Source organism: Thiomicrolovo immobilis, assembly GCF_039645955.1.
Classification (GTDB): Bacteria; Campylobacterota; Campylobacteria; order Campylobacterales; family Sulfurimonadaceae; genus Thiomicrolovo; species Thiomicrolovo diazotrophicus.
Genome location: NZ_CP147916.1, coordinates 1,861,533 through 1,885,423, shown reverse-complemented (window position 1 = coordinate 1,885,423; position 23,891 = coordinate 1,861,533). Strand labels below are relative to the sequence as shown.

Annotated in this window: 30 protein-coding genes and 3 tRNA genes; 23 read left to right on the top strand and 10 right to left on the bottom strand. The window is 57.7% G+C overall.

What is annotated here, in order from left to right:
- Positions 1 to 84: 84 nt before the first annotated feature.
- From WCX72_RS09770 to WCX72_RS09755, 4 genes are read left to right on the top strand one after another with little or no spacing between them, the layout of a single operon-like run.
- Positions 85 to 339 (top strand): hypothetical protein, encoded by a 255-nt coding sequence (locus WCX72_RS09770; protein WP_345969603.1) that lies wholly within the window; start codon positions 85 to 87, stop codon positions 337 to 339.
- A complete protein-coding gene (locus tag WCX72_RS09765; protein ID WP_345969602.1) occupies positions 340 to 1,479 on the top strand; it encodes a DNA cytosine methyltransferase in 1,140 nt (379 codons plus the stop codon).
- A 15-nt stretch (positions 1,480 to 1,494) separates the two neighbouring features.
- Positions 1,495 to 1,740 (top strand): hypothetical protein, encoded by a 246-nt coding sequence (locus WCX72_RS09760; protein ID WP_345969601.1) that lies wholly within the window; start codon positions 1,495 to 1,497, stop codon positions 1,738 to 1,740.
- Between the two features lie 31 nt (positions 1,741 to 1,771).
- The gene (locus WCX72_RS09755; RefSeq protein WP_345969600.1) at positions 1,772 to 2,842 is read left to right on the top strand and encodes a tyrosine-type recombinase/integrase; all 1,071 of its coding nucleotides are present in this window, start codon (positions 1,772 to 1,774) and stop codon (positions 2,840 to 2,842) included.
- A 69-nt stretch (positions 2,843 to 2,911) separates the two neighbouring features.
- Here WCX72_RS09755 and WCX72_RS09750 read toward each other — a convergent pair.
- Positions 2,912 to 2,988 (bottom strand) — tRNA-Met (locus WCX72_RS09750).
- Between the two features lie 220 nt (positions 2,989 to 3,208).
- Between WCX72_RS09750 and groES the strand changes: the two genes are divergently transcribed.
- Positions 3,209 to 3,469 (top strand): co-chaperone GroES, encoded by a 261-nt coding sequence (groES, locus tag WCX72_RS09745; RefSeq protein WP_231018895.1) that lies wholly within the window; start codon positions 3,209 to 3,211, stop codon positions 3,467 to 3,469.
- Positions 3,470 to 3,488: 19 nt separating this feature from the next.
- Complete coding sequence (gene groL, locus WCX72_RS09740; protein WP_345969599.1) at positions 3,489 to 5,126, top strand: chaperonin GroEL; 1,638 nt, start codon at positions 3,489 to 3,491, stop codon at positions 5,124 to 5,126.
- Between the two features lie 239 nt (positions 5,127 to 5,365).
- On the opposite strand, the gene WCX72_RS09735 is transcribed toward groL, so the two are convergent.
- From WCX72_RS09735 to WCX72_RS09720, 4 genes are all read right to left on the bottom strand, one after another.
- Positions 5,366 to 5,620: a DUF3862 domain-containing protein gene (locus tag WCX72_RS09735; RefSeq protein ID WP_345969598.1), complete on the bottom strand. Its 255-nt coding sequence runs from the start codon at positions 5,618 to 5,620 to the stop codon at positions 5,366 to 5,368.
- A gap of 68 nt (positions 5,621 to 5,688) precedes the next feature.
- Entirely contained in the window at positions 5,689 to 6,132 is a 444-nt protein-coding gene (locus WCX72_RS09730) for a hypothetical protein (protein WP_345969597.1), read from the bottom strand.
- 9 nt (positions 6,133 to 6,141) lie between these two features.
- A complete protein-coding gene (locus tag WCX72_RS09725) occupies positions 6,142 to 6,618 on the bottom strand; it encodes a hypothetical protein (RefSeq protein ID WP_345969596.1) in 477 nt (158 codons plus the stop codon).
- Between the two features lie 62 nt (positions 6,619 to 6,680).
- A complete protein-coding gene (locus tag WCX72_RS09720) occupies positions 6,681 to 6,884 on the bottom strand; it encodes an RNA-binding S4 domain-containing protein (protein ID WP_345969595.1) in 204 nt (67 codons plus the stop codon).
- A 103-nt stretch (positions 6,885 to 6,987) separates the two neighbouring features.
- Here WCX72_RS09720 and WCX72_RS09715 point away from each other — a divergent pair, with 103 nt between their 5' ends.
- From WCX72_RS09715 to WCX72_RS09690, 6 genes are read left to right on the top strand one after another with little or no spacing between them, the layout of a single operon-like run.
- Positions 6,988 to 7,431: a hypothetical protein gene (locus tag WCX72_RS09715; protein ID WP_345969594.1), complete on the top strand. Its 444-nt coding sequence runs from the start codon at positions 6,988 to 6,990 to the stop codon at positions 7,429 to 7,431.
- Between the two features lie 52 nt (positions 7,432 to 7,483).
- Entirely contained in the window at positions 7,484 to 7,939 is a 456-nt protein-coding gene (locus tag WCX72_RS09710; protein WP_345969593.1) for a YchJ family protein, read from the top strand.
- A 30-nt stretch (positions 7,940 to 7,969) separates the two neighbouring features.
- Entirely contained in the window at positions 7,970 to 9,574 is a 1,605-nt protein-coding gene (locus WCX72_RS09705; RefSeq protein ID WP_345969592.1) for an ATP-binding cassette domain-containing protein, read from the top strand.
- Entirely contained in the window at positions 9,561 to 10,394 is an 834-nt protein-coding gene (locus tag WCX72_RS09700) for a DUF5718 family protein (protein WP_345969591.1), read from the top strand. The genes WCX72_RS09705 and WCX72_RS09700 overlap by 14 nt, the downstream gene beginning before the upstream one ends.
- The gene (locus WCX72_RS09695; protein WP_345969590.1) at positions 10,387 to 10,611 is read left to right on the top strand and encodes a DUF1653 domain-containing protein; all 225 of its coding nucleotides are present in this window, start codon (positions 10,387 to 10,389) and stop codon (positions 10,609 to 10,611) included. Before WCX72_RS09700 ends, WCX72_RS09695 begins: the two co-directional genes overlap by 8 nt.
- A complete protein-coding gene (locus WCX72_RS09690) occupies positions 10,598 to 10,933 on the top strand; it encodes a translation initiation factor (protein WP_345969589.1) in 336 nt (111 codons plus the stop codon). Before WCX72_RS09695 ends, WCX72_RS09690 begins: the two co-directional genes overlap by 14 nt.
- A gap of 114 nt (positions 10,934 to 11,047) precedes the next feature.
- Here WCX72_RS09690 and WCX72_RS09685 read toward each other — a convergent pair whose 3' ends face one another.
- Complete coding sequence (locus WCX72_RS09685; protein WP_345969588.1) at positions 11,048 to 11,440, bottom strand: rhodanese-like domain-containing protein; 393 nt, start codon at positions 11,438 to 11,440, stop codon at positions 11,048 to 11,050.
- 66 nt (positions 11,441 to 11,506) lie between these two features.
- Between WCX72_RS09685 and WCX72_RS09680 the strand changes: the two genes are divergently transcribed.
- Together WCX72_RS09680 and WCX72_RS09675 are read left to right on the top strand one after the other, a co-directional pair.
- Positions 11,507 to 11,881 carry a hypothetical protein gene (locus WCX72_RS09680; RefSeq protein WP_345969587.1) on the top strand — a complete coding sequence of 125 codons (375 nt, stop codon included), beginning with the start codon at positions 11,507 to 11,509 and terminating at the stop codon, positions 11,879 to 11,881.
- 254 nt (positions 11,882 to 12,135) lie between these two features.
- Complete coding sequence (locus tag WCX72_RS09675) at positions 12,136 to 12,663, top strand: hypothetical protein (RefSeq protein WP_345969586.1); 528 nt, start codon at positions 12,136 to 12,138, stop codon at positions 12,661 to 12,663.
- A 65-nt stretch (positions 12,664 to 12,728) separates the two neighbouring features.
- Here WCX72_RS09675 and WCX72_RS09670 read toward each other — a convergent pair.
- Together WCX72_RS09670 and WCX72_RS09665 are read right to left on the bottom strand one after the other, a co-directional pair.
- A tRNA-Glu gene (locus tag WCX72_RS09670) sits at positions 12,729 to 12,803 on the bottom strand.
- A 15-nt stretch (positions 12,804 to 12,818) separates the two neighbouring features.
- A tRNA-Lys gene (locus WCX72_RS09665) sits at positions 12,819 to 12,894 on the bottom strand.
- Between the two features lie 233 nt (positions 12,895 to 13,127).
- Here WCX72_RS09665 and WCX72_RS09660 point away from each other — a divergent pair.
- The 9 genes from WCX72_RS09660 to WCX72_RS09620 are packed head-to-tail and all read left to right on the top strand — an operon-like array spanning position 13,128 to position 21,047.
- Complete coding sequence (locus WCX72_RS09660) at positions 13,128 to 14,075, top strand: MoxR family ATPase (protein WP_345969585.1); 948 nt, start codon at positions 13,128 to 13,130, stop codon at positions 14,073 to 14,075.
- A 7-nt stretch (positions 14,076 to 14,082) separates the two neighbouring features.
- Entirely contained in the window at positions 14,083 to 14,913 is an 831-nt protein-coding gene (locus WCX72_RS09655; protein ID WP_345969584.1) for a DUF58 domain-containing protein, read from the top strand.
- Positions 14,913 to 15,311, top strand: a complete 399-nt coding sequence (locus tag WCX72_RS09650; protein ID WP_345969583.1) for a hypothetical protein — start codon at positions 14,913 to 14,915, stop codon at positions 15,309 to 15,311. The genes WCX72_RS09655 and WCX72_RS09650 overlap by 1 nt, the downstream gene beginning before the upstream one ends.
- Positions 15,304 to 16,227: a VWA domain-containing protein gene (locus WCX72_RS09645; RefSeq protein ID WP_345969582.1), complete on the top strand. Its 924-nt coding sequence runs from the start codon at positions 15,304 to 15,306 to the stop codon at positions 16,225 to 16,227. The genes WCX72_RS09650 and WCX72_RS09645 overlap by 8 nt, the downstream gene beginning before the upstream one ends.
- Positions 16,224 to 17,921 carry a VWA domain-containing protein gene (locus WCX72_RS09640; RefSeq protein ID WP_345969581.1) on the top strand — a complete coding sequence of 566 codons (1,698 nt, stop codon included), beginning with the start codon at positions 16,224 to 16,226 and terminating at the stop codon, positions 17,919 to 17,921. The genes WCX72_RS09645 and WCX72_RS09640 overlap by 4 nt, the downstream gene beginning before the upstream one ends.
- A complete protein-coding gene (locus tag WCX72_RS09635; RefSeq protein WP_345969580.1) occupies positions 17,905 to 18,996 on the top strand; it encodes a hypothetical protein in 1,092 nt (363 codons plus the stop codon). Before WCX72_RS09640 ends, WCX72_RS09635 begins: the two co-directional genes overlap by 17 nt.
- A 56-nt stretch (positions 18,997 to 19,052) precedes the next feature.
- Positions 19,053 to 19,514 carry an NfeD family protein gene (locus tag WCX72_RS09630; RefSeq protein WP_231018872.1) on the top strand — a complete coding sequence of 154 codons (462 nt, stop codon included), beginning with the start codon at positions 19,053 to 19,055 and terminating at the stop codon, positions 19,512 to 19,514.
- On the top strand, positions 19,515 to 20,369 hold the full coding sequence (locus WCX72_RS09625) for an SPFH domain-containing protein (RefSeq protein WP_231018871.1): 855 nt from the start codon (positions 19,515 to 19,517) through the stop codon (positions 20,367 to 20,369).
- 30 nt (positions 20,370 to 20,399) lie between these two features.
- On the top strand, positions 20,400 to 21,047 hold the full coding sequence (locus tag WCX72_RS09620; RefSeq protein WP_345969579.1) for a hypothetical protein: 648 nt from the start codon (positions 20,400 to 20,402) through the stop codon (positions 21,045 to 21,047).
- A gap of 33 nt (positions 21,048 to 21,080) precedes the next feature.
- Here the strand turns inward: WCX72_RS09620 and WCX72_RS09615 are convergent, their stop codons facing one another.
- Both WCX72_RS09615 and ggpS read right to left on the bottom strand, forming a co-directional pair.
- Positions 21,081 to 21,413, bottom strand: a complete 333-nt coding sequence (locus WCX72_RS09615) for a hypothetical protein (protein ID WP_345969578.1) — start codon at positions 21,411 to 21,413, stop codon at positions 21,081 to 21,083.
- A gap of 141 nt (positions 21,414 to 21,554) precedes the next feature.
- Positions 21,555 to 23,855: a glucosylglycerol-phosphate synthase gene (gene ggpS / locus WCX72_RS09610; protein WP_345969577.1), complete on the bottom strand. Its 2,301-nt coding sequence runs from the start codon at positions 23,853 to 23,855 to the stop codon at positions 21,555 to 21,557.
- Positions 23,856 to 23,891: the final 36 nt, after the last annotated feature.

Sequence of the window (23,891 nt, the reverse complement as noted above, 5' to 3'; positions counted from 1 at the left end):
CGGCATGTACATCGCTTCGAGTTTCATGGGGCGAAGTATCACCTATCTACGAAAGCAATCACTGAAATTTTGCAAAGGAACATTATGAGATTGAGCAAACTTATCGAACTTTATGGAGACGAAGACGTTACTTTTCAAAACCTAGACTCCTGCATGATAGAGGCGAAAAAGAGAAAGTATGACTACTCGTACACGTTTGGTACTGACGTACCATTCGATCATAAAGGTTCCAAGAAAATGTGCCTTGTAGTGTGGATGGACAGGGAAAAAGTTTCAGACATATTAAAAGCTGCGAAGAAACCGGACAACATAGGTGTCGAAGACGACAGAGATGGGTAAATGATGCCAAAACCCTACGCCTACTACAACGAATTCGACCCCGAAAAAGCCGCATGGCTGCAAAACCTCATGAACGCCGGGGCCATCGCCCCGGGAGCAATAGACACAAGGAGCATTACCGATGTCAAAGCATCTGACCTTATGGGATATAGCCAGCACCACTTCTTCGCCGGCATCGGAGTGTGGAGCTCCGCACTGCGACGTGCCGGATGGCCCGACGACAGATACGCCTGTACTTTCTCGTGCCCCTGCCCTCCATTCTCCACGGCGGGCTCCGGGCAGACATGCCCGAACTGTGGCGGCGGATCTCATCTCTGCCATCCTAAACGAACCGGATATTTCATCTGCCTCGATTGCGGCCATTGTCACTTCGCCGACGAGCGCCACCTCTACCCGGAAGTATCGCGCATCGTCGGAGAGCTCGCGCCTGCAGTCTGCTTTGGAGAACAGGTTGCAAGCATCGACGGCCGGACGTGGCTCGCCGCTGTACGCGCTGACATGGAAAACATGGGGTATGCCGTTGGGGGGACCGATCTGTGCTCTGCGGGCGTCGGCGCTCCGAACATCAGACAGCGGCTCTACTTTGTCGCTAAAAGGCTGGCCGACACCGACAGCATCGGACAACAGGGACAGAGGCTCATGGGACGACCCATGCATACAGCGCAGGGCAAACCTTGGGAAGTCAATAGAGCTATCGATGATTGTCGGAGTCGTGGGTTGGCCGACTCCAACAGCGAACAGCTCTACAGGTCCAGGATCGGAGGGTCGTCAGGGCGGAATGAACATACAGACTGCTGCACTGACGACTGGCTGGGCGACACCGACAGCATCGTCGAAGAAGAGGTCGGAAGCGTTCGGTACGGGCCGGACACCACAGCCGGACGAAGTTCTGACAATGGACTGCCCCGCCCGCCTGAAATCGGATGGGACGCTGCTGACTGGCTCTACTGCACAGATGGAAAGTGGCGGCCAGTTGAACCCGGCACATTCCCGCTGGCTTCAGGGCCTTCCGGAGATCTGGGACGCGTGTATACCAGGTGGCGCCGCATTGGGCTTAAAGGCTACGGCGACGGACTCAACCTCGAAGTAGCGACGACGTTTATAAAGTCATCGATGCCGCTGCTGCAAAGCATAGATTAAACGAAAGGAGATGCCATGAGCGCATTACAGGAAATGCAGGATGATATTCGCCATCTCGCCGACGCATTCGATGCGTTCATGGCGATCCCCGAGTGGATCCCGCTGACGAAGGGCATCGCTGAACAGTACGGGTACAAGACACTCGACGGCCTCCGTGAGTGGTGCTTCCGCAATCTCCCGCCGGATATGTTCCGCAAGAACGGGAACGCATGGGAGTTTCACCGTTCCGCGGCATGGCGGATCAAACATAGGGTAAAATAACGGCGTGCCGATAGCGCCGAAAGGAGCTATTATGAGACGACGCGTCTATCTGAACCCCAACGGGGTGATCACGCTTGACAGCGATCTGTTCGGTAAACGCAAGCGGTTGTCTACCGGGCGAAAGCCGGGGAGCAAAAAAGAGGCCGAGAGGCTCATCGCCTGGTACCTGAAAAACTTTGACGATGAATACTCTGAACTGTACGGGGCAGGGAGGCCGACATCCGGCGTGCTGTTCCGGGAATACGGCGCCGACATCGTCTCCATCACCAGCGAGAACAGGAACAGGTTTTCGCAGGAGGAAGCCGAATCGGCGCTGGAGCGTCTGTGCGAGATGTTCGGCGATAAGTGCATTGACAGTATAACGAAAAGCGACTGCCAGCGGTGGCAGAACGAGATGGCCAAAAGCTACTCGGGCAATACCATAAACAAAAAGTGGCGCTCGCTGCTCAACGTCGTTTTCGATTACGCGGTGTCAGACGGACTGATCGATCGCAACCCGTTGTTCAAGCTGCCAAAGGCCAAGGGCCTGCCGGCGAAGGAGAAGGTGTTCCTTTACGAGAACGACTTCCCGAAGCTGTTTGCCAGGATGAACGAAGAGGAGCGCGACCGCTACGCCGTGGCGCTATTCACCGGTGTACGCGGCGGCGAGTTCATTGCGCTGCGCTGGGATGATATCCTCTTCGACAAAGGAGTCATCAAAGTCGATACGCGGATCCGCGAAGGCGAAGAAGCAAAACCGAAGACGGAAGCAGGGGAGAGGGTGCTGCCGATGACGCAGCACGTTTACGACGCCCTCAAGCGCCAGTACCTCCGCACCGGTCACCAGGAGTTCGTCTGGCTCACCTACATGGGTAAGCCCTACACGAACCATGCCGTCATCAGCACAAAGCTGAAAAAGATATCTGCGGAAGCAGGGCTCCCCCCTGTCACGCTGAAGGTATTCCGGGCGAGTTACAATACGTTACTCAAAAATAAAGGGTACCGCGACGACATCATCTTCCAGTGGATCGGACATACAGGTCCACAGGTAAATACGAACCATTACACCGGCACAATGCTGGCGGATATGGGACCGATAAACGAAGTGTCGATCGAGGCATAAAAGGGCACGATCAGGGCACGGTTAAAAATTTGAGTTGCTTTGAAGTCCGTAAGTTAGGGGTTTGAAGGATGGTGTCAAGAGAGAGACTTGAACTCTCGACCTCCGGCTTATGAGACCAGCGCTCTAACCAGCTGAGCTACCTTGACATCCGTTTGAAAGACCGAAATTATAGTTGCAGAGTCCTTAGATTTTCCTAAAAGTGTTCCTCTTGTTTTCGGCAATAGTTTAGCTAAACAGTTTATATGTTAAAAGGCTAACTGTTCTTTAGCCAAATCGACTAAACTTCTTGACAATTCAATACCTATAAAGTAAAATTAGCGCGTAAAAAATATGGCACATTGTGCTTTGTAACGCAAAGGAGAACACATGAACTTTCAACCACTTGGTAACCGTGTGCTTGTCGAGCGCGTGGAAGACGCTCAGACCACCGCTTCGGGGATTATCATCCCGGACAACGCAAAAGAGAAACCTTCCCAGGGCAAGATTGTAGCAATTGGCGGCGACGTCGAGACCATCACTGTCGGCGATACCGTTGTCTTCGGCAAGTATTCCGGCAACGAGCTTTCCCTTGACGGTCAGGAGTATCTCATCATGGATGCCGACGACATTTTTGGAATTATCAAATAAATTTTAGAGGAGACAGAAAATGGCAAAAGAGATTCATTTTTCGGATGAAGCACGCAATACCCTCGCCGCAGGCGTACAAAAGCTGACAGACGCGGTCAAGGTCACCATGGGACCGCGCGGACGCAACGTCCTGATCCAGAAGAGTTTCGGCTCTCCGAACATCACCAAAGACGGCGTTTCCGTCGCCCGCGAGATCGAACTGAAAGATCCGCTCGAAGACATGGGCGCGCAGCTGGTCAAGCAGGTCGCATCCAACACGGCCGACGAGGCGGGTGACGGTACGACGACGGCAACGGTCCTTGCCAACGCCATCTTCCAGGAAGGCCTGCGCAACATTACCGCCGGCGCAAACCCGGTAGAGGTCAAGCGCGGCATGGACAAAGCGACCGAAGCGATCCTCGCCGAGCTCAAAGCCATTTCCAAGTCCATTAAGGACAAAACAGAGATCGCCCAGGTTGCGACGATCTCCGCGAACTCCGACAGCGAAATCGGCAACATGATCGCCGAAGCGATGGAAAAAGTCGGTCAGGACGGTGTTATCACCGTTGAAGAGGCCAAGGGTATCAGCGACGAACTCGACGTCGTCGAAGGGATGCAGTTCGACCGCGGCTACCTCAGCCCCTACTTCATCACCAACAGCGAGAAGATGATCGCGGAGATCGAAAACCCATTCATCCTGCTCTTCGACCAGAAGATCAGCAATCTTAAAGACCTGCTGCCGGTCCTCGAGCAGATTCAGAAGACGAACCGTCCGCTGCTTATCATCGCCGAAGACGTCGAAGGCGAAGCGCTGGCGACCCTGGTTGTCAACAAACTGCGCGGCATTCTCAACATCTCCGCGGTCAAAGCACCGGGCTTCGGTGACCGCCGCAAGGCGATGCTGCAGGATATCGCGATTCTGACCGGCGGCCAGGTGATCTCCGAGGAGATCGGCCGTACGCTGGAATCCGCGAACCTTGCCGACCTAGGCCAGGCGTCCCGCGTCGTTATCGACAAGGACAACACGACCATCGTCGACGGTATCGGCGACAGCGCGGCGGTCCAGGCGCGTATCAACGAGATCAAGACGCAGATCGAGGCGACGACTTCCGAATACGACAAAGAGAAGCTCCAGGAACGTCTGGCGAAGCTCTCCGGCGGGGTTGCCGTCATCAAGGTCGGTGCCGCGACCGAGACGGAAATGAAAGAGAAAAAAGACCGCGTCGATGATGCGCTCTCCGCGACAAAAGCCGCCGTGGAAGAGGGGATCGTTATCGGGGGCGGTGCTGCACTGATCCGTGCCGCGTCCAAGGTGAAGCTCGATCTCGAAGGCGACCAGAAAATCGGCTACGAGATCATCCTGCGCGCCGTCAAAGCACCGGTCAAGCAGATCGCTGCCAATGCGGGCTTTGACACGGGCGTTGTCGTCAACGGTATCGAGACGGCGGCGAGCGAGAATGTCGGCTTCAACGCGGCGACAGGCGAGTATGTCGATATGTTCGAAGCAGGCATCATCGACCCGCTCAAAGTCGAGCGCGTCGCCCTGACGAATGCGACGTCCGTCTCCAGCCTCCTGCTGACGACGGAAGCGACGATCCACGAGATCCCGGAAGAGAAGCCGGCCGCACCGGATATGGGTGGCATGGGCGGTATGGGCGGTATGCCGGGGATGATGTAACGCCCCCCGCGTATCTGCAGGGAGCCCGTTACAGGCGGCTCCCCACCTTCTTCTCCACTCTATTTTTCCCCTTTTTTTTCCACCTCTTTGTATTTTTCGTGAGCAGACCGGTGACGGTTGTAATGTCATTGACCGTGTTGGGCGTTTTGTTTATACGGTAGCGTTTGAAAAGAGCTTACGGAGACGAAGCAAGAATCGTCAGGGATGTTCTGCTCCCATAGGAAGCAGAGGGGGAAGGGTTACTTCAGTCCTTTGGCCGAGGTGAATGTCACCTGGTCGGAGATGAACTTGATGTCAATGACGGCGCCGTCGCTTTTCCATTGGCAGCTGCTGATGCCGAGGGTCTCCGAGCACCCTTCGGGTTTGCCGATCAGTTTGACAACCTCGTCGTAGCTCATGCCGGAGTCGATTTTGTCGTAGTTCTCTTTGGTGACTTTGCTGCAGCCGCCGATGAGAACGATAAGGGCAGCGAGGATCATGAAGCGTTTGTACAAGAGGATTCCTTTGTCGTGGTAGTGACAAAATTATATCACGTTGAGGCCCGATAAGGGCACGGCCCGCGTTAGGCCGTTTCGTAAGCGTAGGTCCAGCCCGTCAGCTGTTTCTCTTTGACCTCCGGGAAGTTGTCCGAGTCGGCTTCAAAATCCATTATGAACATCACAGCCGTGGGAAGGTGCATTTTGTCTTCGGGTTTGAAGACGTGCAGCGGCATCGGTGTCTCCTGGTTTGTGACGGCAAAGGCGACGCGGTCGGGTTGGCTGAAGAGGTCGGCAATATCGCGGAAACCGTACTGGTCGGCGAACTTGTCGAGGACGGCCTGTTGAATGTCGGCGGGCAGATTGTCGGCGGTATTGAGAAAGAGCGTAAAGTGGATCGGTGCTTTGGCGTCGTCACGCACGGCAGGGGCTGCCATGACGATGTATTCGACGCCTTCGAGGTGCGCGGCGATTTCCGTCGGGTTGAGGTACTGTTCGGTTTTGAGGGCCGGGTGTTCCTGCGTCATCATCTTCTGCCTTTATTTCATCAGGGGTTCGAGCGCACCGGCAATGCCCGTGTGCAGGTTGTAGTGGGCGATCGGGAAGTCGAGCGCTTCGTTTTCAAGGTTGACTGTGTAGCCGCTGAGGTAGGTGCCGAGCACGGTCAGGTCGACGGGCGCATAGGCTGCGCACGCTTCGTCGGGAAGAGCGGTGCGGAGCAGCCGGGAGGCTTCGTTGCTTTTTTGCAGGGTAAAGGCCAGGGTCTTGAGGCTGACAAGGTCGCACCAGCGCAGTACGAGTGCGGGCGTCAAAGCGGGCTGGGGTTTGCCTTCCGGATCGAAAAGCAGCCCTTGATCGCGCAGCGGTACCAGGACGGAAAGAACGGCATGCGCCAGGGGGGTGACCTTTTGCGACCAGAACGGCGATTCGTTCGCGTTGTCCAGGGCGACGTTCAGGGCGCTCTCAATGGTGTCGATTTTTTCCTCTGCGAGGAGTTGGGCAAATGTTTTAATCATGGCGCGATTATAGCAAAGGGGCCATTTAGAGGCGCATTAACACTCCGGAAAATGAACACGTCTCAGACGGTCTTAATGGTCACTTCGCCGATGTGGATGGTTTCACCGGGGCGGATCTTCGCCCGTTTGCGGGTTTCGATCTCGCCGTTGCGGTAGACCAGCTCGTTTTCGATCAGCTGTTTGGCCTGCCCGCCGCTGTCGACGAGGTCGAGCAGTTTAATGAGTTTATAGAGTTCAATGTACTCGTCTTCGATTGTATAAGTCATACGGAATTATAGCCTGAATCCGGGGCTTTCGCGGCGGCATTAGAACCGTTTACCCTTTAACGGTAGACTGTTCCAATACAAAATTTACGGCAAGGGAGAATGTATGCGACCGGTCATGACAGTTATGGGCTCTTTGATTCTGGCGGGTAACCTGCTGCTTGCCGTACCGCTGCGTCCGAACGCGGTGACTGTCCGTAACGCGGAGCAGTCCGAACATGAAGTGCGCAAGGCCGTTGCCGAAGCGCTCGTTGCCAAAGGGCTTGAAGCGAATAGCGCCCATCAGATCGTCGCCGAGCGCTTTGCCCCGGAAGGGGGAAGCTTCGCAGTTGTCTATGCTCATTTCCGGATGCTCTTTCCCGAGTACTCCAGTGATGCCGTCCTCTCCGAAATGGCCAGACGCGTCCTGCACGGCGAACGCCTGACTTTTGATGATTATGACCAGCTCGTCGGGATGCTGCACCGCCTCGAAGGGGTTGCACTGACTCCCTCCCACTACGAACGGGCACGCCACTGCGCCCTGCTGAACCGCTACCGTTCCCAAGCCTAGTGCATTGACCGCGTTGCATGGTATGATGCGACCATGATTTGAAGGAGGGCGCATGCAATGTTATTGCGGCAGCGGAAAAACGTTTGAGGCGTGCTGTGCGCCGCTGATAGACGGCATTGCGGCGGCACCGGGGGCGGAAGCGCTGATGCGCTCCCGCTACAGCGCCTACGTCGTGGGGGCGGGGGAATACCTCGTCGCGACGACCGTTTCCCAGAAGCAGGTTCCCGAGGATGCCGAACTGATCCGGCAGCACGCGGAAGCGACGACGTGGCTTGGACTGGAAGTGCTCGCATCGCAAGTGCAAGGCGCGGATGCCACGGTGAGCTTTAAAGCCTTCTACCGGGAGGGCGACGGCCCCATCCGGGTGCATCACGAAAAGAGCACCTTCCGCCGCATTGACGGCCGCTGGTATTACGACGAGGGCACCCTCTACGAAGCCTCGGTCAGGCGGAACGATCCCTGTCCCTGCGGCAGCGGCAAAAAATACAAAAAGTGCTGTATGGTATAATCGCGAAAAAATAAAAGAAGCGATGACATAATGGTACAAGTAACAAACCTGACAAAACGCTTCGGCAGCCGCGTGCTGTTCGAAGGCATCAACCTCAAACTCGATCCGCATAAGCGCTACGGTCTGATCGGGGCCAATGGCGCCGGGAAAACGACCTTTCTCAAGATCCTCAGCGGCCAGGACAAAGAGTTTGAGGGCGAGATTTCCATCGAATCGGGTCTGAAAGTCGGTGTCCTCGGTCAAAACCAGTTCGCTTTCGAAGATTTCACCATCGCCGACGCGGTACTGTACGGCAACAAGCGCCTCTACGACGCCATCAAGGAGAAAGAGGAGCTTTACACCAACGGCGATTTCGAAGACGACGCCGTTAACAACCGCCTGGCGGAGCTGGAAGTGATCAGCGTGGAAGAGGACCCGACGTACGAGTACGACGTCAACATTACGAAGATCCTCGAGAACGTTGGCATCCCGGCAGAAAATCATCATGACCTGATGTCCTCGCTGCCGAGCGGCGACAAATTCAAGGTTCTGCTGGCCCAGGTGCTCTTCCCGAAACCGGACGTCCTCTTCCTCGACGAACCGACCAACAACCTCGACATCGAAACGATCAGCTGGCTGGAGAACGAACTGCAGCGCCACGAGGGGACGATGGTCGTCATCTCCCACGACCGCCACTTCCTCAACGCCGTCGTCACGAACATCCTTGACGTCGACTACCAGAAGATCCGCGAATTCACCGGTACCTACGACGACTGGTACATTGCCGCGAACGTCATGGCGAAGCAGATGGAGATGGAGCGCGATAAGAAGCTGAAAGAAAAAGAGCAGCTTGAGGCCTTCGTCCGCCGCTTCTCCGCCAACGCCTCCAAAGCGAAGCAGGCGACGTCCCGCCAGAAGCAGCTTGAGAAACTGGAGATCGAAGATATCAAGCCTTCCTCCCGCCGCGACCCCAGCATCGTCTTCAAAGCCAAACGCCAGATGGGCGACGAGGCTCTGGACGTCCTTAATGTAAGCCACGACTACGGCGAGGGCCCGGTCCTGAATAACATCAACCTCCACATCGAGCCGGGCGAGAAGATCGCGCTGATCGGCCCCAACGGTGTCGGTAAAACGACGCTGTGCCAGATCATCATGGAGGAGCTCAAGCCCAAAGTGGGTGAGGTCAAATGGGGCGCGACGATCGAGCCGGGCTATTTCCCGCAGGACACGACTGACCGCATCAAGAGCGACGACACCCTCTATGACTGGCTGCGCGCCTTCGATCCGAAGGCGGACATCTCCGAGATCCGCAACTGCCTGGGGCGTATGCTCTTCAACGGCGAGCAGCAGGAGAAAGCGGCGACGAACATCTCCGGGGGCGAGAAGCACCGGATGATGCTGAGCAAACTGATGCTCGAGGGTCCGAACTTCCTTGTCATGGACGAACCGACCAACCACCTCGACCTTGAGGCGATCGTCGCGCTGGGCGAGGCGCTGTTCGAGTTCGACGGCAACGTCATCTGTGTCTCCCACGACCGCGAACTCCTCGACGCCTTCGCGTCGCGCATCATCGAGCTCAACCCCGACGGCACCTACAATGACTTCAAAGGTAGCTACGAAGAGTACGTCGAGGCGAAAGAGAATGGAAAACTTTAACGCCTATGCCGGGTTCGGCATCGCCGGCAACTTTGCCCTGCACCTGGAACAGGCCGGGGAGATAGAGGATTTCAAAAACCTCGAGGTCGCCTATGAAAACGGTCCCAAAGGGATCTTTCCCTTCTACATGCCGGGCCGTGACGGGCAGATCGGCGTTTACCCTCTCTCCTCCGATACCATCAAACTGCCCGAAGACGCCGCGCTGAACGTCCAGGCGGAACCGGAAGTGGCGCTGGAATGCAGTCTGCGCTATGAAGAGGGGCAGGTCGTTTCGATCACACCGGAGCGCTTCGCCCCCTACAACGACTGCTCCATCCGCCGCCCGGGGGCCAGGAAGATCTCGGAGAAGAAGAACTGGGGCGCGATGAGCAAAGGCCTCGGAGCGGAGATGACGCCCATTGACACCTTTGCCGAAGACGGTGTGATGGACAGCTGGCACATCGCCTCTTTCCTGCGCCGCGGCAGCGAACTGCACCGTTACGGCGAAGACGCCGCGCTGACGGGATACAGCTATTTTCACACCAAGCTCACGGATTGGATCGTCAACCAGCTCAATATGCAAACGGATACCGGCCCGCTGGAGCCGGTGCTCTCCTATCTTGCAGCGGCGGGGTACCCCGAGAAGATGATCATCAGCATCGGGGCGACGCGCTACACGGCTTACGGCGAGACGACGTTCTTGCAAGCAGACGATGAGGTGATCGTCGTACTCTACGATACGCACTGCTGCGACGCCGACACCGTGATGGAGAGCATCGACGCCGGTGCCTACAAAGCGAACGGGATGCGTGTCCTCTCTCAAAAGGTCGTCGGTGCTTAAACCGGGCCTCTATCAGCACTACAAGGGGAACCACTACGAAGTGCTCGGCGTGGCCAAACACTCCGAAACGGAGGAGGAGCTCGTCGTCTACCTCGCCCTCTACGGCGAACATGGGCTCTGGGTGCGTCCCCTGGCGATGTTTACCGAATGTATCCCCCACGAAGGTGTCTGCATCAAACGGTTTGAATATATCGGAGAAGCTCATGAGCCGCGGTAAGAAGCTTGACCTCTTTATTGGCGGGGATCTCGGCAGCGGCTGGTCGGAAGTGCAAGAGCGCCAAGCGGAAACGCCGCAGGAGCTGCTCGCACCGGAAAAACATTTTCTCGTCTTCAAGCGCGAAAAGCGGCGGGGAAAAACCGTGACACTGGTCGGCCCCTTTGCCCTGGAGAAGGGCGATGCCGAGGCTCTGTTGAAACGGCTGAAGAAAAAACTGGGCTCCGGCGGCAGCTACAAAACGCCGTGGATGGAGTTCCAGGGCGAATGCAGCGAAAAGCTGCGTGCCCTGCTCGAAGCCGAATCCTTCCGCTTTAAGAAATAATCTCTCAGTACAGCAGCAGGTACAAAAAGCCCCAGAAGAGAAAGACGATCAGGCCGATGACGCCGAAAACGGCGGCGACCCTGATAAGGATCAGCAGGGCGATTTTAAGCGGTTTCATTGATAGGGAACGATGGGAAGGCCCGCGCGGTAGGCGGTCATGATGCCGCCTTGCAGGTTGTAGACGGTATAGCCGTAGGTCTGCGCAAGGAAAGGGGCCAGCATCGACGTGCGGCTGCCGGTGCGGCAGATCAGGGCGAAGGGTTTGGTCGTATCGACCTTGGCTTTGAGCTGAAGCATGAAGCGGTCAACGTTATACCCCCCTTTTTCGTCGAAGAACATGATGGGGATGCTCCCTTTGACCAGGCCGGTCTCTTTCCATTCGCCGGGGGTCCGGATATCGACAATGGGGATCTGTTTGGCCAGAAGGGTCTTGCTTGCCGGTGCATTGATGACCTCGGCATGCAGGAGCCCGGCAACAATAAGCCAAAATAGAATCAGTTTTTTCATAGAGCGTTGCAACCTTATTAGAATAGGTATAATTATACCGTCTGAGCTCCCCCGAAAGGTGAATTATTGGCAAAAGCGTCGGCGAAAAAAGTGGAAGATGCCGCAAGGCTCCGCTATATCCGGGTACTTGAGCGTTTTACGAGCAGTATCACCAAGTATCTTTTCAAGGCTGAAGAGCCGACGCGGGAGCAGTTCGACAAGAAAGTCGACAACAACCGCAAATACCTTGACCGCATCGAGAAGGTCCCACTCTACAAAGGGGACTACAACGACCTCGAGACCCTCGTGACCAAGATCCTCTCCTACCGCGACAGCGATGCGACAATCGACGAGCTCAAAGAGGATATCCTCTATACCGCTAACCAGATCGAAAAGTCGATGAACCGCCGCCGCTACAAAAAGGACAAACACATCTCGGACAAGTTCAGAGATTGGGAATAATAGTAGCACTCCTTCTCTCTTCCGCATTTTTTTCAGTGCATATTTTTTAAGAAAACAGCCATTTCAAGCTCATTTTTCCCGATAAAGTGTCAATTTTACCCATTTTTCTTAAGCCGTCTATTGCCTGTATCACGGAAGGTATCAGCACTTCTATATTAGATATTCTTAATAGTTTTATTTAAAACAATTATCTATCGCCCTTCAACACACTTTTCCTGTAGAATTCCACGCATTTTTTTGACGAGGAAGCCCCAATGAAACGTCTACTGATTCTTTTCTATGCCACGACGGAGTTCGTGCGCGCTGCGCTCACGCCGGAACAGCTCTCGACACTGCAGACCGTGCGGGATGTCGCGCGCAGCATTCCCGACCGCAGCGGCGAGACCTATGAGAACACCCTCAGCGCCATCTGTCTGACGGAGAGCAGTGCGGGCCGGAATATCATCGGAGATTTCCGCAAAGGGGTCGACATCACCAAGGCATCGCTGGGGCCGATGCAGGTTCAGGTGGCTACCGCCCGCTATGTGGCCGCGCGCGTCAAGACATTGGCATGGCTGAAGGCGAGCAGCGACATGCAGATCGCCAACCTGCTGCTCACCGACCTCAAACTCTCCGCCGGCATCGCCGCGCACTACCTCGTCATCCTCAAAAACCGCCGCCACGACTATATGAAAAGCGTCAGCGGCTACAATGGAGGCATGGTGAACTGGCCCTATTTTCAGCGCGTAATGAACCATATGAAGCTGGTCAAACGCCTAGTGGCATCGGGCGCGCTGCAGTAACAAATGCAATAAGAGCATCTTTTTTTTTGTTTCGGGATTTTTCAGTGTAAAAATAGTTGGGAAAGTGGTGACCCCACGGAGACTCGAACTCCGGTAACCAGAATGAAAATCTGGGATCCTAACCGCTAGACGATGGGGCCACTAAGGAGTAACAATGGTGTCCCGTGTTGGATTCGAACCAACGGCCACATCATTAAAAGTGACGTGCTCTACCAGCTGAGCTAACGAGACATTCAAACGTTAAGATAAGCTCTCTTCGTTTGTGGACGGGAATTATACGAAAATCAGTTTTTAAAGTCAATACTTTTTGGAAAAAAATCCAAAAAAAGTGTGATAAAGCTTTTCCGGTGTTGAAATGGGATATTTTTTCACCTCTCCTGCGCCCATCCATCGGCATCGGTGCAGGGCAATCTATACCTTCAAAACGCTATAATGGCCCCTATTATCCTTTATGAAGGTTTTAGATGTACTCCAAAATCGAAGCGATCAAGTCCGAGGTGGCCAAAGTCGTCGTCGGTCAGGAAAAGATGATCGACGGGCTGCTGATCGGCCTGCTCTGCGAAGGGCACATTCTTATCGAGGGGATCCCCGGGCTGGCGAAGACGACGACGGTCAAGGCGCTGTCACAGAGCCTTGGGCTGCAGTTCAAACGGGTCCAGTTCACCCCGGACCTCCTCCCCTCGGATATCCTCGGCGCCGAGATCTACGACCCGCAGCATAACGCATTCAAGATCAAGCACGGGCCAGTGTTTACGAACCTGCTGCTGGCCGACGAGATCAACCGGGCCCCGGCAAAGGTGCAGTCGGCCCTGCTGGAAGTGATGCAGGAGCGGCAGGTGACGATAGGCGAGGAGAGCTTCAAACTCGCACCCCCTTTCTTTGTTATGGCGACGCAGAACCCGGTGGAACAGGAGGGGGTCTACCAGCTTCCCGAGGCGCAGCTCGACCGTTTCATGCTCAAGCTCAAAGTCGGCTACAACACGAAAGAAGAGGAGCTCGAGATCGCCCGCCGTATTGCCGCGGGCGTCTCAGAGACGATCAACGCCGTTATCTCCCATGAAGACCTGGAAGCCCTCAAAGCGGAGGTCAAACAGGTGCACGTCGATGAAGAGGTGGAGCGCTACATGATCGAGCTGGTCACTGCGACCCGCGAGCCCAAGGCGTACGGGCTCGATGGCCTGGAAGATCAGCTGCAGTTCGGCGCAAGTCCCCGGGTGAGCATCGACATGTTCAAGGCTGTCAAGGCCATGGCCTACCTGCGCGGCAAGGATTACGCCAGCCCTGTTGACGTCGCTTTCATTATTAAAGAACTGATGCGCCACCGCATCGTACTCAGCTACGAGGCCGAGGCCGACGGCGTCACGGCGGACGAGATCATCGACCGGGTGATCGAAGCGGTCCCGCTGCCGTAGGAGCCTCATGGGAACGGTCCAGCGCATCCTCGTCAAGGCCAGACGCCAGGTCTTCAGCGAGCTCATCGGCAACAACCCCTCTATCTTCCACGGGGAGGGGTACGACTTTATCGAGCTGCGCGAGTATATGCCCGGCGACGACATCCGCCATATCGACTGGAACATCACGGCGAAGATGCGCACCCCCTATATCAAGATCTTCCGCGAAGAGCGGGAGCTCAGCGTCGTCGTCGCGATGATGCTCGGCGGCAGCGTCCATTTCGGGCAGCACCGTTTCAAGCAGGAGGTGATGGCGGAGATCGCCGCGACGGTGGGCTACGCCGTGCAGTACAACAGCGACGCGCTGGGCTACATGCTCTTTGCGGACCGCCTCTACGACGAGGGGCGCCCGACGAAGAACCGCTACGCCGTCTCCGAGCTGACGCAGAAGATCGATGCCTTCGAGGCGGTCGGCAAAAAGAGCGATTACGCCGCGATGGCGAAGACGCTCTACCAGCGTATCCGCCGCCGCTCGCTGCTCCTTGTCGTCGGGGACTTCTTCGAACTTCCCCAACTGCGGCTGCTGGCAAAGAAGCATGAGGTCGTCTGCATCATCGTCCGCGACCGTTTCGAGGAGCATCCGCCGCCGTTCGGATTCGCCTCGCTGCGCGACCCCGAGAGCGGAATGCTGCTCGAGGGCGATTTCAATGCCCGGACCGTTCGCAATTACGAAGCGAAGGTCCGCGAGCATGATCATGCCCTCTACGAGCAGCTTCGCAAAGACGGCATCCGGTTTACGAAGATCTACACGGATGACCATATCGGCGTTAAACTCCGGCGCCTGTTCGAGGGGCGATAATGCGTTCAGACGATATCCCGCTGCATGACATCAAGCCCCTGGTCGAGATCCATGACTACACGCCTTACTACCTGGCGGCTGCGGCGGCCGTCGTACTCTTTTTCCTGCTGCTCGTTCTCTACCTGCTGATCCGCCGTTACCGCGAGGAGAGAAAGGAGAACGCCCGCCGGGCATCTCTGAAAGCGCTGGAAGCGGTCAACCTTGACGATGCAAAAGATGCTGCCTACGCCATTACCCGCCTCGGCCGCCGTTTCGCGGCGGACTCCCCGCAGCTTCAGGAGGCTTTCATGAACCTGGAGCAGCGCCTCGAACCCTACAAGTTTCGCAAGCGCGTGCCGCCCATCGACGAGGAGACCCGTGCGTATTTCAGGATCTATCTCGGGATGATCGATGTTTGAAGGGGTCTTTTTCGAATTCCCGAAAGTCATCTCCTTCCTCTTCATTTTTCTGGCCTGCGAAGCGCTCTGCCGCATGCGCCACCAGGGCTTCTACTTTCCGCACCTCGCCGCCTTCGCGGCGGTCACGCTCAAACCCTCTTTCTGGCTCTGGCTGCTCAAATGGGCTTCAATCATCCTGCTGCTCGTTGCCCTGATGTCGCCGGTGAAAGAGCGGGTCTACCAACCCGTCAGTACCCCGGGTTATGCGATCAGCCTGGTGGTGGACGCCAGCGCCTCCATGCGCAACGGCGACTTCGACCCGGACGACCGTACCCGCAGCCGGTTCGAGGCGGTCCAGGAGATCCTGCAGGCCTTTGTGACGCAGCGCAGCAGCGATAGCGTCGGTCTCGTCGTCTTCGGCACCCGGACGTTCACGGCCGCGCCGCCCACGACCGACATGGGGATGCTCTCGCAGATCATCGGGCAGCTCTATGTCGGCATCGCGGGCAAATACACGGCGCTCTACGAGGCGATGGCCCGGGGGATCGTCTCGCTGCACGGCGCGAAGAGCGCCGAAAAGATCGTCGTGGTTCTGACCGACGGCCGGAACACGCCCGGCGCTCCGGTGGGCAGCGACGTTGTCGGGGGGCTTGCGGCCAAAGAGGGGGTGCGCCTCTATGCCGTCGTTATCGGTGAAGACCCCGCCCCGCAGGAGTCGATTCTTGAGACGCTCACGGCGCAGAGCGGCGGCGCGTATTTCACGGCAAGGGACAGCGCATCCCTTGCCGATGTCTACGCGCAGATTGATACCCTGGAGAAGTCGCCCCAGCGTCCGCCGGTGCTGATCGTCAATGAGTATTACTACATCTACCCGCTCTTTGCCGGCTTTCTGACACTGCTGCTCTATATTTACCTGCGCAACCGGAGAGTGGCATGACCTTTCTCCACCCCGAGTTCTTCTACCTGATGCTGCCGCCGGTGCTGGTCCTGTTCTATTTTATCCTGACCCAGAAGGAGCCGGCGGCGGAGCTCTTTGCCGGCCCGGTTTTCGAACGGCTCCGGGTGAATGAAAAACGCTTCTCCCTCCGTCAGCGAAACCTGATTTATCTGGCCATATTCGTTTTGCTGATTGCCGCCATGTCCCAGCCGGTCCTTACCGAGGCTACGGCCGTCGTGAAGGCGCCGGACGAGGCGTTGACGGTCGCCGTCGACATCTCGGCATCCATGCAGACGGAGGACGTCTACCCCTCCCGCGCCGCCGTCGCGAAAACGAAGCTGCTTGCACTGGTCGCGCGGGCGAAAAGAGAACAAATAGGGGTACTGGCCTTCGGCCGGGACATCTATGCCGTAGTGCCGCCAACGGCGGACAAAAGTGCGCTGACGGCGCTGCTGGAAGATTTCGCGTCCGATACCTACGCCGAGAAGGGGACCGATATCATGGCGCTGCTGGCCGCGGCGAACGGCGTGATGGGCAAGACGGGGCGGAAAAATCTTCTTTTGCTTACCGACGGAGGCGACGGTCGCGACTTCTCCGAAGCGATCGCCTACGCGAATGCGCAGAAGCTCCACCTCTACATCCTCGGGATCGGGACGGCGCAGGGGGGTGTACTGCAGCAAAACGGTACCCCTGTCCTGCGGGGGAAGAGGCCGGTCCGGACGGTACTGAACCCTGCTTTGCGCTCCCTGGCCGCATCCACGGGCGGCTTTTATGTTGATATGACGGTGGGCTCCCGTGACGTGGCAGCACTGCTCTATGAGCTTCGCCGCCATGCCGAAGGGGGCGAGACGGGGGTCAAGGAGATCCGCCGGTACGGTCAGCTCTATATCCTGCCGCTGGGGCTGGCGCTCTTTTTGCTGCTCGTGGCGAACGCCTCCATGAGCCGCCGCGAGCGCGTGGCCGTGCCTCCGGCACTGCTGCTGGGGGTTCTGCTGTTCGGACATACGGCAACGCTGCGGGCGGAGTCCTGTGACTATGAACTGCTGGAGACGGCGCAGCACTATTATGAGCAGGGTGATTACGATCGCGCGGCCCGCGCCTTTTACCGCTACGGCGTACGTAAGGATAACGACCCCCAAGCGATGTACGACAGCGCCCATGCCCTCTACCGTGCGGGCAGATACGACGCGGCCGCGGCATTGTGGGGACGGATCCGTACCAAGGAGAGGCTGCTGCAGTTTGCAACCCTGCACAATCTGGGGAACGCCCGGGCGATGCAGGGCGGCAGGGAGAACCTTGAAGCGGCGATCAAGGTGTATCAGAAGGCGCTCTACCTCCAAAACGACCCGCAGACGCGGGAGAACCTCTCCATCGTCCGGGGGCGGCTGATGCGCCTGGTGCAGGCGGAGCGACGCCGCAATGCAGCGGCCGCAATGACGGAAGCGGGCGGGGAACACAGTGCCTCCGACGCTTCCTCTCCGGCAGGCGGCGCACAGGCCCCTTCCGCGCAGACGGAAACATACGAGGGGCAGGAGGCAAAGCCCTCCGTAGCCTCGGGCGAAGCGAAGACGGCGGCGATGAGCGATTACGAGGCGGCGATGTGGCGCCAATCGCTGCAGCGGCAGACCCGGACGCACCTCTACAAGATCTCGCCGAAGCGCGCGGGGGGAGGCGACCATGTCGATCCGTGGTAAAGCGCTGGCTCTGCTGATGGCTGTCAATGCGCTTTCGGGCTACGAGCTGACGGTCGAGAGCTCCTCACGCCAGGTCTACCAGGGTGAACCGCTGCAGCTTGTCTACCGTTTTGCGCACACCGCGTCGGACAAGGGGGTCGATTTCCGTTTCGCGGCGCCGGAACTGGCGCATTTCCAGCTGCTGCAGAGCCATGCCGAGGAGCGGAACGAAAACGGGAAGGAGCTTTGGGAGAAGACGTACGTCGTCGCCCCGCTTCAAGGCGGGGAGCTCTCGAGCGGCACGGCGGCGATGAACGTCGCCGAACGCACCTATACGCAGGATGCGTGGGGGCAGTGGATGCCGTCGGTGACATGGCAGCAGCATCTTTTCGAACCCGTAACGCTCTTTGCCAATCCCGTCCCGGGCGGGGTGCAGGCGGTCGGCGATTTCGCGTTGAAGGCCGTCATCGACCGCAACACGACCGAGAGCGGCGAACCCGTCCGCCTTACCTTGTCGCTCTCGGGGTGCGGCAACCTGGCAACGGCACAACCGCTGCGGATGGCGGTTGCCGGTGTGAGCGTTTTTGACGAGGGGCATACCGGGAGTGCTGCGTGGAAGGACGGCTGCTATTACAATGAAGTGAATCGGACCTTCGCCCTGGTCGGCGCGCGGGACTTTACGATCCCTTCGGTGCGTTTTCGCAGTTTCGACCCGGCGACGCAGCGCGTCGTCACGGCGTCGTCGCTGCCGATACCGGTCCACGTTCGTGCCGCGGTGCATTCACAGCAGAGAGAAATTCCAAAGGAGGAGACGATGACGATCTGGAGTCTGGCGGCGGGGAGTGCTGCCGGTTTTGTCCTCGGCGTCGCGCTGACGCTGCTTGCCGTACGCCGCAGAAGCAAAGAGGAGCGGGTCCGTGTCGACTCGCTGCGCACGGCGCTGGTGGCACTGTTCAAGCACCTGGACGATCCCGAAGCGAAAAAGAGCGCAGAGGCGGTAGAGAAGTACCTCTACGAAGCGGCGGAAGCTCCGGACAGCAGCAAGATCGCCACGCTGCTCGGCCGTTTGAAACGTGGGGAGCGGAAAGCGCGTTGAGGACATACTCATGCAGGTTTATTCGCTATACTTGTGTGAATACGGAGGAGTAAAGCATGCTCGATTGGTTGAACGCAAACGTGGAGTGGTGGCACTGGGTGATCCTGGGGATGGTGCTGATCGGTTTGGAGACGATGGCGCTGACCTTTCTGCTGCTGGGAATCGGCGTCGCCGCGATCCTGACGGGGACGCTGGCCTATCTCTTTGATCTTTCATTTTCTACGGAACTGCTGATTTGGTCGATCCTCTCCACGCTCTTTGTCGTGGGGTGGTGGCGTTTTATACGGCAACGGACCGTGTCGGAGAGCGGTCAGCCCAATTACAGGGTCGACACAAAGGGGACCGTCACCGAGGGGATCGAACCGCCCCAAAGGGGAAAAGTGCTCTTCGACATCCCTGTCCTGGGCAACCGCGAATGGCCCGCCTTCGCCGACGAGCCGCTCGCCGTAGGGACCAAAGTTCGTATTGTCGACGTCAGCGGCCAGCTGATCAAAGTGACCCCCCTCAAGGAGAACTAAATGGTTTCACTCTATCTTATCGGCGTCTTCGCCCTGGTTATTATCGTCACGCTCTACAAAGGGATCAAAGTCGTCCCTCAGGGCGAGGAGTGGGTCATCGAGCGGCTGGGCAAGTTCTACCGGACCCTCACCCCGGGGCTCAATCTCATTATCCCCTACATCGACGGCGTGCGCGAGCGGATGACGACGCGGGACATCATCCTCGACGTCCCGCAGCAGGAGGTCATTACGATGGATAACGCCGTCATCCTCACCAACGCCATCGCCTTCATCCGGGTGACGCGCCCCTCCGACGCGGTCTACGGCGTCGAGGATTTCCGCATGGCCATCGTCAACCTCGTTATGACGACGCTGCGTTCCATTATCGGGGAGATGAAGCTGGACGAGGCGCTTTCCAACCGCGATATGATCAAGGCCCGCCTGAAAGAGCAGATCATCGACGACGTCGCCGACTGGGGCGTCACCGTCAAGTCTGTCGAGATCCAGGACATCAGCCCGAGCCCTTCCATGCAAAAAGCGATGGAACAGCAGGCCGCCGCCGAGCGCGAACGCCGTGCCGTCGTCACCAAGGCCGACGGGAACAAGAACGCCATGATCCTGGAAGCCGAAGGGAAGCTCGAGGCCGCCAAGCTCGAAGCGCAGGCCCAGGTCGCACTGGCCCAGGCCTCTGCCGAAGCGATCGCCCGTATCTCGGAATCGATCCAGGAGAAGGAGCTGCCCGCCATGTTCCTGCTCGGCGATCGCTACATTGCGGCACTGGAGAAACTGAGCGAGAGCCAGAACGGCAAATTCGTCGTTTATCCCGCAGACGTTCAGCAGGCGGTCAAAGGGATGCTCGGCAGCGTCTTCAAATAACGCCGCTCAACCTGGCCAAAAGGAGTGACGATGAAAGGCATCACGGGGACAGCAGCCGTACTGCTGCTGGTAAGCGTGCTTGAGGCGGGGGAAGTGGGCCCTATGAACACCTTTGTCGCCAATACGCCGGCCCTCGCCGATGAGGTCAACGCCAACTTCGGCGAGCATACGACGCAGATCAACGACAACAACAGCCGCATCTCGGCCAACACCGCCGCCATCGCCGCGATCGGTCTGGTGGGATGGAGTACCCTGGCCGTCCCCCGGACGACATCCCCTCTTACCGGGACGTTTGTCGGGGAGTTCGTCAAAATAGGCGATATGGGGAGCTATGTCAAGCAGCAGGACGCCTCCGTGCTCGAGATCCAGTACAGCGGCCGCATCTGTGTCGGGGTCATTGCCGACGATCAGGTCGTTTTCGAACTGCGGGTCGACGACACGCCGTCGTCGGCGGGACCTGCGCGTTCGATGCTGCAGTACGGCGAAGAGGGGTGTCTCCCTTCGCATCCGGCGACGATCACGGGGATCTTCGACGGCCTCTCGGCCGGCAGCCATACCGTCAGTATGTGGGTCAGAGCCGAGTCGTCCGGGATGGCTGTCGGGTCGACAAATGCACTGTACAATCCTGCCGACAGCAGTGCGGATCATCTTGTCATCAAAGAGTTCGGTACGCCGTAAGCCGGCATTCTCCGCAAGGCTAGGTTCATCCGGTTATACTCCGAAATAAGGTTCGAGTTCGACATTGGCCATGCAGCCGGTGTCGATGTCCCTTAAATGCCTGAACAACTCCCGCAGCAGCGCATGGCGTTCACCGCCGGAGGACATGACAAACGAAAACTGCAGGTTCCGATACCGGTCCAGCTCTTCGTCGATGTACTCACCGGAGACCTTTTGCTCGAGACTCGTGTGGTCGACATCGGCGACATCGTTGATCGTGCGGATATACTGCTCGACGATCCACCGGGCCTCGTCATTGATGCGAGTCTCCATAATCCCGCCGAGATCGTAAATGTCGATGGTGAAGGAACCGAGATACCTTTTCATAACACGTCCCATTCCCTCATGTGCTGAAATTTCATCTATATTTATAGGATGCTGCATTGCAACTCCCTCTCCACGTTTTCGGCGGCCCACAGGTTTGTCAAGGCGCGCGGAAAAGGAGAGGGTCGGACTCCTCCGAAAGGTTTAGTCGCTCTCCGTTACACTGGAAAGGAAGTCCTGCCCCCAGGCATTGACGTCGTAGCGGTGGATGATATTCGACATGCGTTGCAGCCGTGAGATCCGTTCTTTTTCCGGTGCTTCGAGGGCCTGCATCAGCGTACTGCTCATGTCGACTTTGTCGTAGGGGTTGGCGAGGAAAGCACCGTGCAGTTCCACGGCGGCCCCGGCGAATTCGGAGAGCACCAGCGCACCATTACCGCCGATGGCGTGCTGGGCGGCGACGTACTCTTTGGCGACGAGGTTCAGGCCGTCGCGAAGCGGCGTGACCCAGCCGATGTCCGCGGCGCAGTTGTAGGCAATGACGTCTTCAAAGGGGATGACGCGGTTGACGTAGTGGATCGGGGTCCATTTGTACGAACCGAAGCGGCCGTTGATAAGGCCGACGTGGTAGGCGATGTCCTGGGTGATCTCTTCGTAGATCGCCATCCCTTTGGCCGGCGGGGTACAGACCATGAAGAGGTTGATTTTACCGCGCATCTCCGGGTGGGTTTCGAGGAAGTGCTCGTAGGCTTTGAGTTTGTCCACCGGCCCCTTGGTATAGTCTGTGCGTTCGATGGAGACGATCAGCTTGTTGTCGCCGATCTCGTCGCGGATCTTCTTGTAAAGCGACTGGACATGTTCTCCCGAGGCCAGCTCTTCGATATAGCCGCAGTTGATGCCGACGGGGTGTGCGCCGAGGCGGACCGTATTGAGCTCGGTCGTAAAGGAGTCGGCATAGTCATCGACGCCGATCGCGCAGCCGTAGGTTTTGAACAGCGGCGCGGCATTTTTGCGGGAGTTGACTTCGATCTGGGTGTTGGAACGGACCGTATTGACGAAGTTGTCGACGTACTGGGGAATGTGGAAGCCGACATAGTCGCACTGCAGGAGCGAGTTGATGATGTCGCGCCGCCAGGGGAGCATGTTGAAGATGTCCGCTGACGGAAAAGGCGTATGGTGATAAAAGGCGATCTTGACGTCGGGACGGAGCTGCCGCAGGTAGCCCGGGACCATCCAGAGGTTGTAGTCGTGGATCCAGACGACGGCGCCTTCGGCCGCCTCGGCCGCCGTGTTTTCCGCGAAGATACGGTTCACCTCGCAGAAGTGTTTCCAGTGGTCGTGGTTGAAGACGGCTTTCTCGTGGAAGGAGTGCAGCAGAAGCCAGAACGCCTCTTTGGAGAAGACCTCGTAGAAGATCTTGACGTCGTACGCCGTCAGCGGGACACGGCAGACCCGGAGATGTTCGTACCGCTCTTTGTCCACCTCGACGTGTTTCTCGAAATCTTCAGGGGTACGGCTTTCGCACTTGGACCAGGCGACCCAGGAACCCTTTTCGCCGTTGGCAAAGAAGCCCAGCAGGGTGGGGAGGATGCCGTTGGGACTGGTGTGTTTTTTGCGGACGATCTTCCCCGCTTCTTCGACCTCCTGGAACGGGAGGCGGTGGTAGACCATGACGAGGTCGGCGTTGCCGTAAGCGGGGGCGGGTGCTTCGACGACCTCCTGCGCCTCGGCGATGCCGAAATGGTGCATCGCTTCGAGGATGCCGTGGGTCCCCGGAGCCTTGGAAAAGTAGGCGTGCTCGATCTGGCTGGCCGCCTCTTTGAGCGGGGTTTCGGCGTTGTTCAGCACGACGCCTTTGAAGCCGTGCTGGTACATGCTCAGGTCGTTAAGGGTATCCCCGGCGACGATGACCCGCTCTTTGGGCACGCCCAGATGTTCGACCAGCGCTTCAAGGGTGGAACCCTTGCTGGTGCCTTTGGGCAGGATGTCGAGGTAGATCTCGTTGGAGTGCAGGACGTCGCACTCGCGGGTGCTGAGTTCGTCGACGAGCTCCCTGGGGATGGTACTGCTCGTGACGTAGTAGGAGAGCCGGCGCTCCTGGGGCTGGTCCTGGCGTTCGAGCGTCTCAAGCTGCTCGCGCAGGTCCGCGATGGAGTCGAGGGTCTTGTACCACCGTTTCGAGATGTCGTGCTGCAGCGGCTGTACGGGTTCGAGGTTCGCACCGTCAAGCACGGAGGCGCCGACGTCGCCGATGATGTAGTGGGGGGTCGGAATGGACATGTCGTCCAAAAGCGGCAGGATCAGTTCGATATTCCTTCCGGAGTTGAAAACAAGAATGATATTCGGATTGTCGTGCAAATAGCGGTAAAGCGGATCGTCTTCTTTGTTGACGCTTTCTAAGAACGTCCCGTCGAGATCCGTGGCCAGAATGTGGATGTCTTCTGAGTGAACAATAGAGATGTGACTACCCTCCTGTGATGGTGTTTCGTGGTGTGAAAAATTCAAAGTTAATCTACATGCAAATCCCATGCGAGAAGTGCA

What these genes read in the sequence shown, in the direction of transcription:
- WCX72_RS09755 (WP_345969600.1), top strand. Translation starts at nt 1,772, where the DNA reads ATGAGACGACGCGTCTATCTGAACCCCAACGGGGTGATCACGCTTGAC.
- WCX72_RS09715 (WP_345969594.1), top strand. Translation starts at nt 6,988, where the DNA reads ATGCGACCGGTCATGACAGTTATGGGCTCTTTGATTCTGGCGGGTAAC.
- WCX72_RS09630 (WP_231018872.1), top strand. Translation starts at nt 19,053, where the DNA reads ATGCTCGATTGGTTGAACGCAAACGTGGAGTGGTGGCACTGGGTGATC.
- WCX72_RS09730 (WP_345969597.1), bottom strand. Translation starts at nt 6,132, where the DNA reads ATGATGACGCAGGAACACCCGGCCCTCAAAACCGAACAGTACCTCAAC.
- WCX72_RS09685 (WP_345969588.1), bottom strand. Translation starts at nt 11,440, where the DNA reads ATGAAAAAACTGATTCTATTTTGGCTTATTGTTGCCGGGCTCCTGCAT.
- WCX72_RS09690 (WP_345969589.1), top strand. Translation starts at nt 10,598, where the DNA reads ATGAGCCGCGGTAAGAAGCTTGACCTCTTTATTGGCGGGGATCTCGGC.
- WCX72_RS09655 (WP_345969584.1), top strand. Translation starts at nt 14,083, where the DNA reads ATGGGAACGGTCCAGCGCATCCTCGTCAAGGCCAGACGCCAGGTCTTC.
- WCX72_RS09700 (WP_345969591.1), top strand. Translation starts at nt 9,561, where the DNA reads ATGGAAAACTTTAACGCCTATGCCGGGTTCGGCATCGCCGGCAACTTT.
- WCX72_RS09635 (WP_345969580.1), top strand. Translation starts at nt 17,905, where the DNA reads ATGTCGATCCGTGGTAAAGCGCTGGCTCTGCTGATGGCTGTCAATGCG.
- WCX72_RS09625 (WP_231018871.1), top strand. Translation starts at nt 19,515, where the DNA reads ATGGTTTCACTCTATCTTATCGGCGTCTTCGCCCTGGTTATTATCGTC.
- WCX72_RS09620 (WP_345969579.1), top strand. Translation starts at nt 20,400, where the DNA reads ATGAAAGGCATCACGGGGACAGCAGCCGTACTGCTGCTGGTAAGCGTG.
- WCX72_RS09770 (WP_345969603.1), top strand. Translation starts at nt 85, where the DNA reads ATGAGATTGAGCAAACTTATCGAACTTTATGGAGACGAAGACGTTACT.
- WCX72_RS09760 (WP_345969601.1), top strand. Translation starts at nt 1,495, where the DNA reads ATGAGCGCATTACAGGAAATGCAGGATGATATTCGCCATCTCGCCGAC.
- WCX72_RS09650 (WP_345969583.1), top strand. Translation starts at nt 14,913, where the DNA reads ATGCGTTCAGACGATATCCCGCTGCATGACATCAAGCCCCTGGTCGAG.
- groL (WP_345969599.1), top strand. Translation starts at nt 3,489, where the DNA reads ATGGCAAAAGAGATTCATTTTTCGGATGAAGCACGCAATACCCTCGCC.
- WCX72_RS09710 (WP_345969593.1), top strand. Translation starts at nt 7,484, where the DNA reads ATGCAATGTTATTGCGGCAGCGGAAAAACGTTTGAGGCGTGCTGTGCG.
- WCX72_RS09725 (WP_345969596.1), bottom strand. Translation starts at nt 6,618, where the DNA reads ATGATTAAAACATTTGCCCAACTCCTCGCAGAGGAAAAAATCGACACC.
- WCX72_RS09615 (WP_345969578.1), bottom strand. Translation starts at nt 21,413, where the DNA reads ATGAAAAGGTATCTCGGTTCCTTCACCATCGACATTTACGATCTCGGC.
- groES (WP_231018895.1), top strand. Translation starts at nt 3,209, where the DNA reads ATGAACTTTCAACCACTTGGTAACCGTGTGCTTGTCGAGCGCGTGGAA.
- WCX72_RS09705 (WP_345969592.1), top strand. Translation starts at nt 7,970, where the DNA reads ATGGTACAAGTAACAAACCTGACAAAACGCTTCGGCAGCCGCGTGCTG.
- WCX72_RS09675 (WP_345969586.1), top strand. Translation starts at nt 12,136, where the DNA reads ATGAAACGTCTACTGATTCTTTTCTATGCCACGACGGAGTTCGTGCGC.
- WCX72_RS09640 (WP_345969581.1), top strand. Translation starts at nt 16,224, where the DNA reads ATGACCTTTCTCCACCCCGAGTTCTTCTACCTGATGCTGCCGCCGGTG.
- WCX72_RS09765 (WP_345969602.1), top strand. Translation starts at nt 340, where the DNA reads ATGATGCCAAAACCCTACGCCTACTACAACGAATTCGACCCCGAAAAA.
- WCX72_RS09645 (WP_345969582.1), top strand. Translation starts at nt 15,304, where the DNA reads ATGTTTGAAGGGGTCTTTTTCGAATTCCCGAAAGTCATCTCCTTCCTC.
- WCX72_RS09720 (WP_345969595.1), bottom strand. Translation starts at nt 6,884, where the DNA reads ATGACTTATACAATCGAAGACGAGTACATTGAACTCTATAAACTCATT.
- WCX72_RS09660 (WP_345969585.1), top strand. Translation starts at nt 13,128, where the DNA reads ATGTACTCCAAAATCGAAGCGATCAAGTCCGAGGTGGCCAAAGTCGTC.